We start from the raw sequence: 14,392 nt of genomic DNA on the forward strand, positions 1-14,392 counted from the left end.
AGAGTGTCGGGGGCGCCGGAAGCGGGTGGGGTGCGCCCGCAGGCGGTGGCGGTGAGGCGGGTGTGGCCCCCGAGGGGGGTGACGTGGCCGTGGCACGGCGTACGGCGGGGGCGCCCGCGTCCGTGGCCGAGCTGGTGCGCGGCCCCGCCGAGCTGATGCCCGCCGTGCGGCGGCTCGTACGGGACATGGTCGTCGTCGGCACGCTGGAGGACGCCGAGGACCTGGTCGCCGCCCGGCCCGCCCTGACGGCGGTCACCGCCGAGGGCGATGTGCTGGGTGCGTACTTCGCGCACGGCGGTTCGGCGGGTGCGCCGAGCCTGCTGGAGGTGCAGGCATCCGTCGACGAGGCCGCCGCCGAGCTGGAGGAGCTGGCCGTACGGTGCGAGGAGCTCGCGGCGGCGCAGCACCGGGCGGGGGAGCGGCGTGACGGGTGCGCCGTGCTCGTCGAGGAGCTGGCCCAGCGCCGCCGCGCCGCCGACCGGGAGAAGTCCGGCGTAGCCCAGCAGCTCGGCCGGCTCGCCGGGCAGGCGCGCGGCGCCGCGGGCGAGGCCGAACGGTCGGCCGCTGCCGCCGCCCGCGCCCAGGAGGCGCTGGAGCGGGCCGCCGCGGAGGCGGAGGAGCTGGCCGAGCGCCTGCTGGTGGCCGAGGAGACGCCCGTACAGGAGGAGCCGGACACCTCGGTACGGGACCGGCTCGCCGCCGACGGAGCCAACGCCCGCCAGACCGAGATGGAGGCCCGGCTCCAGGTCCGTACCCACGAGGAGCGGGTGAAGGGCCTCGCCGGGCGGGCCGACGCGCTCGACCGGGGGGCGCGCGCGGAGCGCGAGGCACGGGCGCGCGCCGAGCAGCGGCGCGCGCGGCTGCGCAACGAGGCGCGGGTGGCGTCCGCCGTCGCGTCCGGTGCGCGTCAGCTGCTCGCCCACGTCGAGATCTCGCTCGTACGGGCCGACGAGGAGCGGGCCGCGGCCGAGGCGGACAAGGCGGACCGCGAGCGGGAACTGGCGGCCGAGCGCGGCCGGGGCCGGGAGCTGAAGGGCGAGCTGGACAAGCTGACCGACTCGGTGCATCGCGGTGAGGTGCTCGGCGCCGAGAAGCGGTTGCGCATCGAGCAACTGGAGATCAGGGCGCTGGAGGAGCTGGGCGTCGAACCGGCCGGGCTCGTGGCGGAGTACGGCCCCCACCAGCCCGTACCGCCGTCGCCGCCCGCCGACGGCGAAGAGGTGCCGGACGACCCGGAGGACCCCCGCAACCAGCCGCGGCCGTTCGTGCGCGCGGAGCAGGAGAAGCGGCTCCGGGCGGCCGAACGGGCGTACCAGCAGCTCGGGAAGGTGAATCCGCTGGCTCTGGAGGAGTTCGCGGCGCTGGAGGAGCGGCACAAGTTCCTCTCCGAGCAGCTTGAAGACCTGAAGAAGACGCGTGCCGACCTGATGCAGGTGGTCAAGGAGGTCGACGAGCGCGTCGAGCAGGTGTTCAGCGAGGCCTTCCGGGACACGGCCAGGGAGTTCGAGGGGGTCTTCTCCCGGCTCTTCCCGGGCGGCGAAGGGCGTCTGATCCTCACGGATCCCGACAACATGCTCACCACCGGGGTCGACGTCGAGGCCAGGCCGCCGGGCAAGAAGGTCAAGCGGCTGTCGCTGCTGTCCGGCGGTGAGCGCTCGCTGACCGCGGTGGCCATGCTGGTGTCGATCTTCAAGGCCAGGCCGAGCCCGTTCTACGTGATGGACGAGGTCGAGGCGGCGCTCGACGACACCAACCTCCAGCGGCTCATCCGGATCATGGAGGAGCTCCAGGAGAGCTCCCAGCTGATCGTGATCACGCACCAGAAGCGGACGATGGAGGTCGCCGACGCGCTGTACGGCGTCTCCATGCAGGGGGACGGGGTGTCCAAGGTCATCAGCCAGCGCCTCCGCTGAATCAGGCGCTTACCTTCAAACCTTGAACACAAGCCGACACGCCGGGTTCTCGAATCTCACGTTCTCCACCCCTTGACTTCGAAACCTGAAGGCATAGTCTCGGCAACGTCGTTTTTACCTTCAAGTGGTGCGCGGCGCGATGTTGTGCCCCACTTGGAGTGCTTGCCCCCCACGCCCGGCGACGCGGCCAGGCACCAGGAGTTGATGTGACCAGCACAGCGCAACCACCCGCGTCCGGAGCCCGCGCGGCCCACCCGGACCACCTCGGCCACGTCATCTTCATCACGGCGGCAGCCGCGATGGGCGGCTTCCTCTTCGGTTACGACAGCTCCGTGATCAACGGCGCCGTAGAAGGCATCCGGGGCAAGTACGACGTCGGATCCGCGACCCTCGCCCAGGTCATCGCCATCGCGCTGATCGGCTGCGCCATCGGCGCCGCCACCGCGGGCCGCCTCGCCGACCGCATCGGCCGTATCCGTGTCATGCAGATCGCCGCTGCGCTGTTCACCATCAGCGCCGTCGGCTCCGCGCTCCCCTTCGCCCTGTGGGACCTCGCCTTCTGGCGGGTGCTCGGCGGCATCGCCATCGGCATGGCCTCGGTCATCGGCCCCGCCTACATCGCCGAGGTCGCCCCGCCGGCGTACCGCGGCCGCCTCGGGTCCTTCCAGCAGGCGGCGATCGTCATCGGCATCGCGGTCTCCCAGCTCGTCAACTGGGGCATCCTCAACCTCGCCGACGGCGACCAGCGCGGCGAACTGCTCGGCATCGAGGCCTGGCAGGTCATGCTCGGCGTCATGGTGGTCCCGGCCGTGCTGTACGGCCTGCTCTCCTTCGCCATCCCCGAGTCCCCGCGCTTCCTGATCTCGGTCGGCAAGGTCGACAAGGCCAAGGCGATCCTGGCCGACGTCGAGGGCAAGCACATCGACCTCGACCTGCGCGTCAACGAGATCGAGCTGGCGATGCGCAGCGAGCACAAGTCCACCTTCAAGGACCTGCTCGGCAGCCGCTTCGGCTTCCTGCCCATCGTCTGGGTCGGCATCGGCCTCTCGGTGTTCCAGCAGCTCGTCGGCATCAACGTCGCCTTCTACTACTCCGCGACCCTGTGGCAGTCGGTCGGCATCAACCCGAGCGACTCGTTCTTCTACTCGTTCACCACGTCGATCATCAACATCATCGGCACCGTGATCGCCATGATCTTCGTCGACCGCATCGGCCGCAGGCCGCTCGCGCTCATCGGCTCCGCCGGCATGGCGCTCGCGCTGGCCTTCGAGGCATGGGCCTTCTCCGCCGACCTGATCGACGGCAAGCTGCCGCACGCCCAGGGCGTCGTCGCCCTCATCGCGGCCCACGTGTTCGTGCTCTTCTTCGCCCTCTCGTGGGGTGTCGTCGTCTGGGTCTTCCTCGGCGAGATGTTCCCCAACCGGCTCCGCGCCGCCGCGCTCGGTGTCGCCGCCTCCGCGCAGTGGATCGCCAACTGGGCGATCACCGCGAGCTTCCCGAGCCTCTCCGAGTGGAACCTCTCGGGGACGTACATGATCTACACATTCTTCGCCGTGCTCTCGATCCCCTTCGTGCTCAAGTTCGTGAAGGAGACCAAGGGCAAGGCGTTGGAGGAGATGGGCTAAACCCCGCTGCCCCGCTCCTCGAACACGGCACTGCCCCGGCTCAACTGTTGAGCCGGGGCAGTACGTCTTCGCAGAACAGGTGCAGGCTGCGCCAGCCCTCGTCGACCGGCATCCCGCCGCACAGCGGATGCAGTACGAGACTGTCCGCCGCCCGCGCCACGCACTCGTCCGGGGTCAGGACGCGGTAGACCCCCTCGCCGCGCAGCTCCTCGACCGTGGTCGCCCGCGAACGCACGGCCGACCTGATGTCCTTCGACTGCCAGGAGGCGTACGTCTGCGCCTCGTGCAGGAAGTGCTCGCCGTACTCGGCCCACGTCCGGTCCGGATCCTCCGCCACGTGCAGCAGCGCCGTCCCGGCCGCCGGCATCACGCAGTAGCCGTCGGTCCCGAACTCCGCCCGCTTCGCGTGGTAGTACTCCTCCAGCTCCGGCAGGTGCGCGCTCGGGAAGAACGGCAGCCCGAAGCGCGCCGCGCGCCGGGCCGCCGCCTGCGAGGATCCGCCCACCAGCAGCATCGGATGCGGCTGGGTGTACGGCCGCGGCGTGACGCGCACGGTCCGCCCCCGGTACGGGAACGGCTCGCCGGTCCACGCCAGGAGCAGCGTTTCGAGCACCTCGTCCTGGAGCCGGCCGCGCCGGCCCCAGTCGACGCCCAGCTGCTCGTACTCCTCCGGCCGGTACCCGATCCCCGCCACCGTGACCAGCCGCCCCCGGCCGATCAGGTCGAGTACGGCGATGTCCTCCGCCAGCCGCAGCGGCTCGTACAGCGGACCGATGACCGCCGAGACGGTGACCGCGATCCGCCGCGTCGCGCCCAGCACCGCGCCGGCGAAGACGAAGGGGGAGGGGAGCCAGCCGTTCGAGGTGCCGTGGTGTTCCTCGGTCTGCACGGTGTCGATGCCGCGGTCGTCCGCGTACGCCGCCATCTCCAGGGCGGCGCGGTAGCGGGCCGCGTGGGTGCCGGGGGTCGCGTCGGGATCGACGAGGTTGAAGCGGACCACTGTGAGAGCCATGACGAAACGTCCCCCTCCGCCGGATGTCGGTGTGGCGAAGGGGGACGTTAGTTGACGTCGCGTCAGATGGACAGGCTTGCGGCGGGCTCGGGGGCCGTCTCGGCCTCGGCCGGCTCCTGCGCCGGCTCCCCGGCCCTCGTCCTCGGCAGCGCCGCGTACAGCAGCGCCGCCACGACGACGGTCGCCGCCCAGCCCAGGCCGTTGCGCCCGATCCACGAACCGGCGAGCGGCCCGGTGAACCAGTCGACCTTGGTGAACAGCAGGCCCGCCACCAGCGCCACGCCCCACGCCGTCATGGCCTGCCAGGCGAAACCGCCCCGGTACCAGTAGCCGCTGGTGCGGGTGGTGTCCATCAGCGCCTCACCGTCGTACGTACGGCGGCTCAGCATGTCCACACCGAAGACGCCGATCCACGCCGAGAACGCAACCGCGAGCAGCGTCAGGAAGGAGATGAACGAACCGAAGAAGCTCGTCGCCACCACCATCAGCAGGAAGCCGAAGACCAGGCTGATGATCGCGTTGACGCTCACGGCCCAGGCGCGCGGCACGCTGATGCCCAGCGTTTGCGCGGTGAAGCCGGCCGAGTACATCGACATCGAGTTGATCAGCAGCATGCCGATGAGGGCGATCAGCAGGTACGGAACGGCGATCCAGCTCGGCAGCAGCTCCCCGATGAAGGACACCGGGTCCTTGGCCGACGCCAGGTCCGGCGTGCTGACGGCCATCACCGCGCCCATGAGCACCATCGGCAGCACGACGACGCCCGCGCCGCCGACGGTCGCGGCGACCATGCCCCTGCCCGACGCCGTACGCGGCAGATAGCGGGTGAAGTCCGGGCCCGAGGGCACCCAGCTGATGCCGCCGGCCGCGATGGTGCCGATGCCCGCGATCATCATCGCGGTGGAGCCGGCCGGCTTGGCGAACACGGCCGACCAGTCGGTGCCGGCGATCAGATAGACCAGCACGAGCACGCTGAACGCGCCGAAGAGGTACGTCGACCAGGTGCTGCACCGGCGCAGGGCGTTGATGCCGAGACCCGACACGAGGAACGTGCAGCCGACGAAGAGCAGCAGCGTCACGACGATCAGGGTGGTGCTGCTCTTGACGCCGAACAGCAGGTCGAGCACGGTCAGCACGGCGTAGGCGCCGGTCACCGCGTTGATCGTCTCCCAGCCCCAGCGCGCGACCCAGATCAGCGAGCCGGGGAAGAGATTGCCCCGCTGCCCGAACACCGCCCGCGAGAGCGCCATGCCGGGCGACCCGCCGCGCTTGCCGGCGATCGAGATCAGACCGGTGAGCCCGTACGAGACGACGGGCGCCGCGACGGCGACGACCAGCACCTGCCAGATGTTCAGGCGGTTGAAGACCACCAGGCCGGCGCCCATCGTGAGCAGCAGCACACTGATGTTGGCGGCGACCCAGGTGGGGAAGAGCTCACGGACGCGGCCCGAGCGCTCGCTGTCGGGGACGGGCTCGAGACCGCGGGTCTCTATCGCGCCCTCGGACTCGGGGGCGGACGTTTCAGGCATGGTGGAACTCCGTGCAGGCGTGGGGGAACGAACAGCATCTTACGGTCACACCGGCGTACGGTCCCCCCAAAAGGTCCAAATCCTCTCCCGGACCGTCGTGCGATCCTCCGAGGAAGCCGTGGGAACACGGGTGTGACTGATACTGGGTGGGTTATGGAAATCGTCATCCTTGCTGTAGTCATCGCCCTGGTCGCGATCGGCGCCATCAGCGGGCTCGTGGTCAGCAGCCGCAAGAAGAAGCAGCTGCCGCCGCAGGCGCCGCCGACCACGCCGACCATCACCGCCCCGCCCGCCGAACCGCAGGTCGGCGAGGACGCGGCGCCACCGCACGACGAGTCGCGCCGGACCATCGAGGAGGTGGACCTTCCCGACGCGCAGACCGCCGTCGAGGAGCCCGTCGCCCTCGAGGACCCGGTCGTCGCCGAACCCGTCGCGCCCGAGATCGAGGTCCCCGAGCCCACCGCCGGCCGCCTGGTGCGACTGCGCGCCCGGCTCGCCCGCTCGCAGAACACGCTCGGCAAGGGTCTGCTGACCCTGCTCTCCCGCGAGCACCTCGACGAGGAAACCTGGGAGGAGATCGAGGACACCCTGCTCACCGCGGACGTCGGCGTGGCCCCGACCCAGGAACTGGTCGAGCGGCTGCGCGAGCGCGTGCGGGTCCTCGGCACGCGCACACCGCAGGAACTGCGGATCCTGCTCCGCGAGGAGCTGCTCAACCTGCTCGGTACGGACATGGACCGCGCGGTGAAGACCGAGAGCGCCGCCGACATCCCGGGCATCGTCATGGTCGTCGGCGTCAACGGCACCGGCAAGACCACCACCACCGGCAAGCTCGCCCGCGTCCTGGTGGCCGACGGCCGCAGCGTGGTGCTGGGCGCCGCGGACACGTTCCGCGCGGCGGCCACCGACCAGCTCCAGACCTGGGGCGACCGCGTCGGCGCGCGCACCGTGCGCGGACCCGAGGGCGGCGACCCCGCGTCGGTCGCCTTCGACGCGGTGAAGGAAGGTATCGCCGAGGGCGCGGACGTCGTCCTCATCGACACGGCCGGCCGGCTGCACACCAAGGCCGGGCTCATGGACGAGCTCGGCAAGGTCAAGCGCGTCGTCGAGAAGCACGGCCCGCTCGACGAGGTGCTGCTGGTCCTGGACGCGACCACCGGACAGAACGGCCTGGTGCAGGCGCGGGTCTTCGCCGAGGTCGTCGACATCACCGGCATCGTGCTGACGAAGCTGGACGGCACGGCGAAGGGCGGCATCGTGATCGCGGTGCAGCGCGAGCTGGGCGTACCGGTGAAGCTGATCGGCCTGGGCGAGGGCCCGGACGATCTGGCGCCGTTCGAGCCGGAGGCGTTCGTGGACGCCCTGATCGGCGACTGACGCCGACGTACGACGCGAACGCCGGGCGGGCTCCTCAACGGGGGCCCGCCCGGCGTTTCGCGTGTTACGCCGGTGAGCGGTGCGCCACGTACGCCAGCGTCCCCAGCAGCAGCCGCGCCTGCGGCGGAGCCTGAGCCGTGTCCAGCGACGGCGGGCGCAGCCAGCGGACCGGGCCGAGGCCGGCCAGGTCGGACGGCGGGGCCACGACGTGGTCACCGGGGCCGAGTCCGCGCAGGTCGAGGTCCGCGTCGTCCCAGCCCATCCGGTACAGGAGGCCGGGGAGTTCGGCGGCGGCCCCGGGAGCGACGAAGAACAGGGCCCGGCCGTCCGGCGTCACGGCCACGGGCCCAAGCGGCAGCCCCATCCGCTCCAGCCGTACGAGCGCCCGGCGCCCCGCGGCCTCGGCGACCTCGATGACGTCGAACGTACGGCCCACGGGGAGCAGCACCGCGGCGCCCGGGAACTCCGACCAGGTCCTGGTGACGTCGTCGAGGGTGGCGCCGGGCGGCACCTCGGGCGCGAAGTCCAGCGGATGGGCGCCGGGCGCCCGGCAGGACGCGGCGCCGCAGGAGCAGGCGCGTGCCGCGGTCCTGGAACCCGCCGCGCCGCCGGAGGCCGCTCTGGCGCCGGGGACGACCGCCCAGCCCCAGAGGCCGGTGTACTCGGCCACCGTGGTGCAGTCCGACAGGCGGCCGCGTCGCCGTGAGCCGGACCGTGTCTCCCGGCCGATCGTGAAGCCCATGCCCCCTCCAACGGGTCAAGCGCACCGGTGGTTACGACCTGGAGTCAAGTCGTTACGCTCCGCTGCCGTCGAGGTGGTCCTTCCGGCGCACAGGGTCGTTCGCGGTGGTGCGGACGGGCCTGAGCGCCCCGGCGCACCTCGCTCCACCGACTCCCGATCGGCGTATGTCAAGTGAATCGCGCCCGGCGGCAGGGGAGTTCATACGTTGGGGTGGCGAATGGTGGCGTTTGTGGAATCGCCATGGCCGGAGGGGTGATCGTAGGATTACTTTCGGTACACGAACCCCGGAATAACCGCGTGTGTGGGTATGCCGGAGGCAAGCCGGTTTCGTGTTCGAGGGCTGCATCCCGGGGACAACAGGCCGCAACTCACGGCATTCTGTCAGGGGTTCGGGCAAAGAGGCTTCGGCGGGATGGGGGCGTACCAGTGGGCGGCAGTGGCGCAGGCGGTTCGAACGCTGGAAAGCGCCCGAACGAGCAGCTGGGCTCGTGGTTCGTGCGCAGCGGCTGGTCCAAGGGCGAGCTCGCGCGGCAGGTGAACCGCAGGGCCCGCCAGATGGGCGCGCACCACATCAGCACGGACACCTCGCGGGTCCGCCGCTGGCTGGACGGCGAGCAGCCGCGCGAGCCGATCCCGCGGATCCTCTCGGAGCTCTTCTCCGAGCGCTTCGGCAGCGTCGTGGCCGTGGAGGACCTCGGGCTGCGCACCGCGCACCAGTCACCCTCGGTGTCCGGCGTGGACCTGCCCTGGGCGGGCCCGCAGACCGTCGCCCTGCTCAGCGAGTTCTCCCGCAGCGACCTGATGCTGGCGCGCCGCGGCTTCCTCGGCACCTCGCTCGCGCTCGCCGCGGGCCCCGCCCTCATCGAGCCCATGCAGCGCTGGCTCGTCCCGTCACCGGTCGGCGAGCCCCGCCGGGCGGAGCCGGCCGGATCGTCCCGGCGGCCGTCCCGGCTCTCCAGGCCGGAGCTCGACCTGCTGGAGTCGACGACCGTGATGTTCCGCCAGTGGGACGCCCAGTGCGGCGGCGGCCTGCGGCGCAAGGCGGTCGTCGGCCAGCTGCACGAGGTGACGGACCTGCTCCAGGAGCCGCAGCCCGAGGCCACCTCCAAGCGGCTCTTCAAGTGCGCCGCCGAGCTGGCCGAGCTGGCCGGCTGGATGAGTTACGACGTGGGCCTGCAGCCCACCGCGCAGAAGTACTTCGTCCTGGCGCTGCACGCCGCCAAGGAAGCGGGCGACAAGCCCTTCGGCTCGTACGTCCTGTCCAGCATGAGCCGCCAGATGATCCACCTGGGCCGCCCCGACGACGCCCTGGAGCTCATCCACCTCGCCCAGTACGGCAGCCGCGACTGCGCCACCCCCCGGACCCAGGCGATGCTGTATGCGATGGAGGCCCGTGCCTACGCCAACATCGGACAGCCCAGCAAGTGCAAACGGGCCGTCCGGATGGCCGAGGACACCTTCTCCGACGCGGGCCTGGACGGCGAGCCCGAGCCCGACTGGATCCGCTTCTTCTCCGAGGCGGAGCTCAACGGCGAGAACGCCCACTCGTACCGCGACCTGGCCTATGTGGCCGGCCGCAGCCCCACCTACGCCTCGCTCTCAGAGCCCGTCATGGAGCGCGCCGTCGAGCTCTTCGGCAAGGACGAGGAGCACCAGCGCTCGTACGCGCTGAACCTCATCGGCATGGCCACCGTGCACCTGCTCAAGCGCGAGCCCGAACAGTCCGTCGTCCTGGCCGAGAAGGCCCTGGGCGTCGCCCGGCGGGTCCGCTCCGAGCGCGTCAACACACGGCTGCGCAAGACCGTCGACACGGCCGCCCGGGACTTCGGCGACGTCGCCGAGGTCGTCGACCTCACCGACCAGCTCACAGCCCAGCTGCCCGAAGCCGCCGAGGCGGTCTGAGGGCCCGGCGGGCCCCCCGAAACGCCGGCCGCGACAGCCACCCCGTGAAGCCCGACTCGGCTCCCCCGCGCCAGGTCAACCGGGTGGCGGTCGCGGCCGGTCCTGTGATGGTTGCGACACGATAACGGCCGCCCTTCACCCGGTCAGCCGGTTCACCCGCACGTAACACGCACGACCTCTTCGTCACTGGTGCGAAACATCGAGCAACATCGGCCGAAACCGCGCTGCGCCAACCTCATGGCGCATAAGCGGCGCACCCCTTTGCTGCCGAACAGGCCAACAGGCTCCGCCCCCGCACGGGCCGCACCGACGACGAGGAGACGCCGATGCCTCCAGGCATCACGACGCTTGCCGCAGACAAGATCGAACTGTCTGCCGCCAATACCGGCTTCATGCTCATCTGTTCCGCCCTGGTGATGCTCATGACGCCGGGCCTGGCCTTCTTCTACGGAGGCATGGTCCGCGTCAAGTCCACGCTGAACATGCTGATGATGAGCTTCATCAGCCTCGGGATCGTCACCATCCTCTGGGTGCTCTACGGCTTCAGCCTCGCCTTCGGCACCGACGTCGGCTCGGTCATCGGCTGGTCGTCCGCGTACGTCGGACTGGGCGACATCGGAGTCACCGAGCTCTGGGACGGCTACACCATCCCGGTGTACGTCTTCGCCGTCTTCCAGCTGATGTTCGCCATCCTCACTCCCGCCCTGATCAGCGGCGCTCTCGCGGACCGCGTCAAGTTCACCGCCTGGGCGCTGTTCGTCACCCTCTGGGTCACCGTCGTCTACTTCCCGGTCGCGCACTGGGTCTGGGGCTCCGGCGGCTGGCTCTTCGAGATGGGCGTCATCGACTTCGCGGGCGGCACGGCCGTCCACATCAACGCCGGCGCCGCGGCGCTGGGCGTCATCCTCGTCATCGGCAAGCGCGTCGGCTTCAAGAAGGACCCGATGCGCCCGCACAGCCTGCCCCTGGTGATGCTCGGCGCCGGGCTCCTGTGGTTCGGCTGGTTCGGGTTCAACGCCGGCTCCTGGCTCGGCAACGACGACGGCATCGGCGCCGTGATGTTCCTCAACACCCAGGTCGCCACCGCCGCCGCCATGCTCGCCTGGCTGGCGTACGAGAAGATCCGGCACGGATCGTTCACCACTCTGGGCGCCGCGTCCGGCGCCGTCGCGGGCCTCGTCGCGATCACCCCGGCCGGCGGCTCCGTCAGCCCCCTCGGCGCGATCGCCGTGGGCGCCATCGCCGGCCTGCTGTGCGCCATGGCCGTCGGCCTCAAGTACAAGTTCGGTTACGACGACTCCCTGGACGTCATCGGCGTCCACCTCGTCGGCGGTGTCATCGGCTCGCTCCTCGTCGGCTTCTTCGCCACCGGCGGCGTCCAGTCCGACGCCAAGGGCCTCCTGTACGGCGGCGGGTTCGACCAGCTCGGCAAGCAGGCCGTGGGCGTCTTCGCGGTACTGGCCTACTCTCTGGTGGTCTCCGCGCTCCTCGCCTTCGTCATCGACAAGGTGATGGGCATGCGGGTCCCCGAGGACGACGAGGTCCTGGGCATCGACCAGGTCGAGCACGCCGAGACCGCGTACGACTTCAGCGGAGCGGGCGGCGGTTCGGCCACCCGCACCGCCGCACCCGCCACCGGCCCGACCGACAGGGCCGGCGCCGCGCAGAACAAGAAGGTGGACGCATGAAGCTCATCACCGCGGTCGTGAAGCCGCACCGGCTCGACGAGATCAAGGAGGCCCTGCAGGCCTTCGGAGTCCAGGGACTCACGGTCACCGAGGCCAGCGGATACGGCCGACAGCGCGGCCACACCGAGGTCTACCGGGGCGCCGAGTACACCGTCGATCTCGTACCGAAGATCCGGATCGAGGTGCTGGTCGAGGACAGTGACGCCGAACAGCTCATCGAAGTGGTGGTGAAGGCCGCCCGTACCGGCAAGATCGGCGACGGCAAGGTGTGGAGCGTGCCGGTCGAGACGGCGGTCAGGGTACGGACCGGCGAACGCGGCCCGGACGCCCTCTGACCTGCATCACATCGTGACAACGGGAGCTGCTGGGTGACGAGCGTGGAAGTACCTGCCGAACCGTACGAGGACTCGGGACCCAGCGGCTACGCGGCGGCCCGGCTGCGACTTCTCCAGGAGGAGTCGCGGTCCGGGCCGTCGCGCCGCTCCGGCCTCGCGAAACTGACCGACGACTGGCTGGAGGCGCTGTTCACCACGGCGGCCCTCGCGTCGGGGGTGCGCGGCGCGGCCCTGGTCGCCGTCGGCGGCTACGGCCGGGGTGAACTGTCGCCGCGCAGCGACCTGGACCTGCTGCTCCTGCACGACGGCGGCGACCCGGGCGCGGTCGCCGCCCTCGCCGACCGCGTGTGGTACCCCGTGTGGGACCTGGGCCTGGCCCTCGACCACTCCGTCCGCACGCCCGCCGAGGCCCGGAAAACCGCCGGTGAGGACCTCAAGGTGCACCTCGGGCTGCTCGACGCCCGGCACATCGCCGGCGACCTCGGAGTCACCGCAGGCCTGCGCACCGCCGTACTGGCCGACTGGCGCAACCTCGCCCCCAAGCGGCTGCCCGAACTCCACGAGCTGTGCCAGGAACGGGCCGCACGGCAGGGTGAACTCCAGTACCTCCTGGAACCCGACCTCAAGGAGGCGCGCGGCGGCCTGCGCGACGCCACCGCCCTGCGCGCCGTCGCCGCCTCCTGGCTGGCCGACGCGCCGCGCGAGGGCCTCGACGCGGCGCGTCGCCGGCTCCTCGACGTACGCGACGCGCTGCACCTGACGACCGGACGCGCCACCGACCGCCTCGCCCTGCAGGAGCAGGACCAGGTCGCCGCCGCGCTCGGGCTGCTGGACGCCGACACGCTGCTGCGGGAGGTGTACGAGGCGGCGCGCACCATCGCGTACGCCGGTGACGTCACCTGGCGCGAGGTGGGCCGCGTCCTGCGCGCCCGGTCGGTGCGCCCCAGGCTGCGCGCCATGCTCGGCGGCAAGACCGCGCCCGAGCGCACCCCCCTCGCCGAGGGCGTTGTCGAGCAGGACGGCGAGGTGGTGCTCGCCCGTACCGCGCGCCCCGAGCGCGACGCGGTGCTGCCGCTGCGGGCCGCCGCCGCGGCGGCCCAGTCGGGGCTGCCAATCTCCCTGCACGCCGTACGCCGCCTGGCCGCCGCGGCGCGGCCGCTGCCCGTGCCGTGGCCGGCCGAGGCGCGCGAGGAGCTCGTCACCCTGCTCGGCGCCGGCGAGGCGACGATCCCGGTGTGGGAGGCGCTGGAGGCCGAGGGTCTCATCACGCGGCTGCTGCCCGACTGGGAGCGGGTACGGTGCCGCCCGCAGCGCAACCCCGTGCACACCTGGACTGTCGACCGGCACCTCGTCGAGACGGCCGTGCGGGCCTCCGCGTTCACCCGCCGCGTCCACCGCCCCGACCTGCTGCTGACCGCCGCCCTGCTGCACGACTTCGGCAAGGGCTGGCCCGGCGACCACTCGGTGGCCGGCGAGATCATCGCCCGCGACGTCGCCACCCGGATCGGCTTCGAACGCGCGGACGTGGGCGTGATCGCCACGCTCGTACGCCACCACCTGCTGCTCGTCGAGACCGCCACCCGGCGCGACCTGGACGACCCCGCGACCGTACGCGCGGTCGCCGACGCGGTCGGATCGACCGGCACCCTCGAACTCCTGCACGCCCTGACCGAGGCCGACGCCCTGGCCACCGGGCCCGCCGCCTGGTCCGCCTGGCGCGCCTCACTCGTCGCCGACCTGGTCGGGCGCGTCGCCGCCGTCCTCGCCGGCGCCGAACCGGCGGCTCCGCAGCCGGCCGCGCCCAGCGCCGAACAGGAACGCCTCGCCATCGAGGCGTTCCGCACCGGCGGGCCCGTCCTCTCGCTGCGCGCACAGCCACCGGCGCACGGGGAGGACGCCGGGGACGGGCCGGAGCCGCTGGGCGTCGAGCTGCTGATCGCCGTACCGGACCAGCCCGGTGTGCTGCCCGCCGTGGCCGGCGTACTGGCGATGCACCGGCTGACCGTGCGCACGGCCGAGCTGCGGGCCGCCGAACTCCCCGGCGCCGTGGCCGCCGACGGCTCCGGGCCGGGGGCCGGCGTACTGCTGCTCGACTGGCGGGTGGCGGCGGAGTACGGGGCGCTGCCGCAGGCGGCCCGGCTGCGGGCGGACCTCGTGCGTGCTCTGGACGGCTCGCTGGACATCCCCGCGCGCCTGGCGGAGCGGGAGCGCGCGTACGAGAAGAACCCGCACCGGCGCGGCGCCCAGGCCCCACCGCCCCGCGTGACGG

At 71.8% G+C, this 14,392-nt stretch carries 10 protein-coding genes; 7 read left to right on the top strand and 3 right to left on the bottom strand.

Going from position 1 to position 14,392, the window contains the following annotated elements; translation table 11 throughout:
* Window positions 1-1,913, top strand: a 1,913-nt coding sequence (locus E2E34_RS21040) for an AAA family ATPase (protein ID WP_167518338.1), incomplete at its 5' end; no start/stop codon positions are given.
* A gap of 206 nt (window positions 1,914-2,119) precedes the next feature.
* Window positions 2,120-3,538 carry a sugar porter family MFS transporter gene (locus tag E2E34_RS21045; protein WP_138903479.1) on the top strand — a complete coding sequence of 473 codons (1,419 nt, stop codon included), beginning with the start codon at window positions 2,120-2,122 and terminating at the stop codon, window positions 3,536-3,538.
* 40 nt (window positions 3,539-3,578) lie between these two features.
* Here E2E34_RS21045 and E2E34_RS21050 read toward each other — a convergent pair whose 3' ends face one another.
* Both E2E34_RS21050 and E2E34_RS21055 read right to left on the bottom strand, forming a co-directional pair.
* Window positions 3,579-4,550, bottom strand: coding sequence for an LLM class flavin-dependent oxidoreductase (locus E2E34_RS21050; protein ID WP_138903480.1), 972 nt, complete (start codon window positions 4,548-4,550; stop codon window positions 3,579-3,581).
* A 62-nt stretch (window positions 4,551-4,612) separates the two neighbouring features.
* Window positions 4,613-6,079 carry a cytosine permease gene (locus tag E2E34_RS21055; protein WP_138903481.1) on the bottom strand — a complete coding sequence of 489 codons (1,467 nt, stop codon included), beginning with the start codon at window positions 6,077-6,079 and terminating at the stop codon, window positions 4,613-4,615.
* A 153-nt stretch (window positions 6,080-6,232) separates the two neighbouring features.
* Between E2E34_RS21055 and ftsY the strand changes: the two genes are divergently transcribed.
* Window positions 6,233-7,456, top strand: a complete 1,224-nt coding sequence (gene ftsY, locus E2E34_RS21060; RefSeq protein WP_138903482.1) for a signal recognition particle-docking protein FtsY — start codon at window positions 6,233-6,235, stop codon at window positions 7,454-7,456.
* A 64-nt stretch (window positions 7,457-7,520) separates the two neighbouring features.
* On the opposite strand, the gene E2E34_RS21065 is transcribed toward ftsY, so the two are convergent.
* A complete protein-coding gene (locus E2E34_RS21065; RefSeq protein WP_138903483.1) occupies window positions 7,521-8,198 on the bottom strand; it encodes a bifunctional DNA primase/polymerase in 678 nt (225 codons plus the stop codon).
* 426 nt (window positions 8,199-8,624) lie between these two features.
* Between E2E34_RS21065 and nsdA the strand changes: the two genes are divergently transcribed.
* The 4 genes from nsdA to E2E34_RS21085 form a co-directional block, all read left to right on the top strand.
* The gene (gene nsdA / locus E2E34_RS21070; protein WP_138903484.1) at window positions 8,625-10,100 is read left to right on the top strand and encodes a transcriptional repressor NsdA; all 1,476 of its coding nucleotides are present in this window, start codon (window positions 8,625-8,627) and stop codon (window positions 10,098-10,100) included.
* A 326-nt stretch (window positions 10,101-10,426) separates the two neighbouring features.
* A complete protein-coding gene (locus E2E34_RS21075; RefSeq protein ID WP_138903485.1) occupies window positions 10,427-11,788 on the top strand; it encodes an ammonium transporter in 1,362 nt (453 codons plus the stop codon).
* Window positions 11,785-12,123, top strand: coding sequence for a P-II family nitrogen regulator (locus E2E34_RS21080; protein WP_136723172.1), 339 nt, complete (start codon window positions 11,785-11,787; stop codon window positions 12,121-12,123). Before E2E34_RS21075 ends, E2E34_RS21080 begins: the two co-directional genes overlap by 4 nt.
* Window positions 12,124-12,156: 33 nt before the next feature.
* Window positions 12,157-14,392 (top strand): [protein-PII] uridylyltransferase (locus E2E34_RS21085; RefSeq protein ID WP_138903486.1); only part of this gene is annotated, 2,236 nt, incomplete at its 3' end.

Source organism: Streptomyces albidochromogenes (assembly GCF_005981925.1).
Lineage (GTDB): Bacteria > Actinomycetota > Actinomycetes > Streptomycetales > Streptomycetaceae > Streptomyces > Streptomyces albidochromogenes.

What these genes read in the sequence shown, in the direction of transcription:
- E2E34_RS21065 (WP_138903483.1), bottom strand. Translation starts at nt 8,198, where the DNA reads ATGGGCTTCACGATCGGCCGGGAGACACGGTCCGGCTCACGGCGACGC.
- E2E34_RS21055 (WP_138903481.1), bottom strand. Translation starts at nt 6,079, where the DNA reads ATGCCTGAAACGTCCGCCCCCGAGTCCGAGGGCGCGATAGAGACCCGC.
- E2E34_RS21075 (WP_138903485.1), top strand. Translation starts at nt 10,427, where the DNA reads ATGCCTCCAGGCATCACGACGCTTGCCGCAGACAAGATCGAACTGTCT.
- ftsY (WP_138903482.1), top strand. Translation starts at nt 6,233, where the DNA reads ATGGAAATCGTCATCCTTGCTGTAGTCATCGCCCTGGTCGCGATCGGC.
- E2E34_RS21080 (WP_136723172.1), top strand. Translation starts at nt 11,785, where the DNA reads ATGAAGCTCATCACCGCGGTCGTGAAGCCGCACCGGCTCGACGAGATC.
- E2E34_RS21050 (WP_138903480.1), bottom strand. Translation starts at nt 4,550, where the DNA reads ATGGCTCTCACAGTGGTCCGCTTCAACCTCGTCGATCCCGACGCGACC.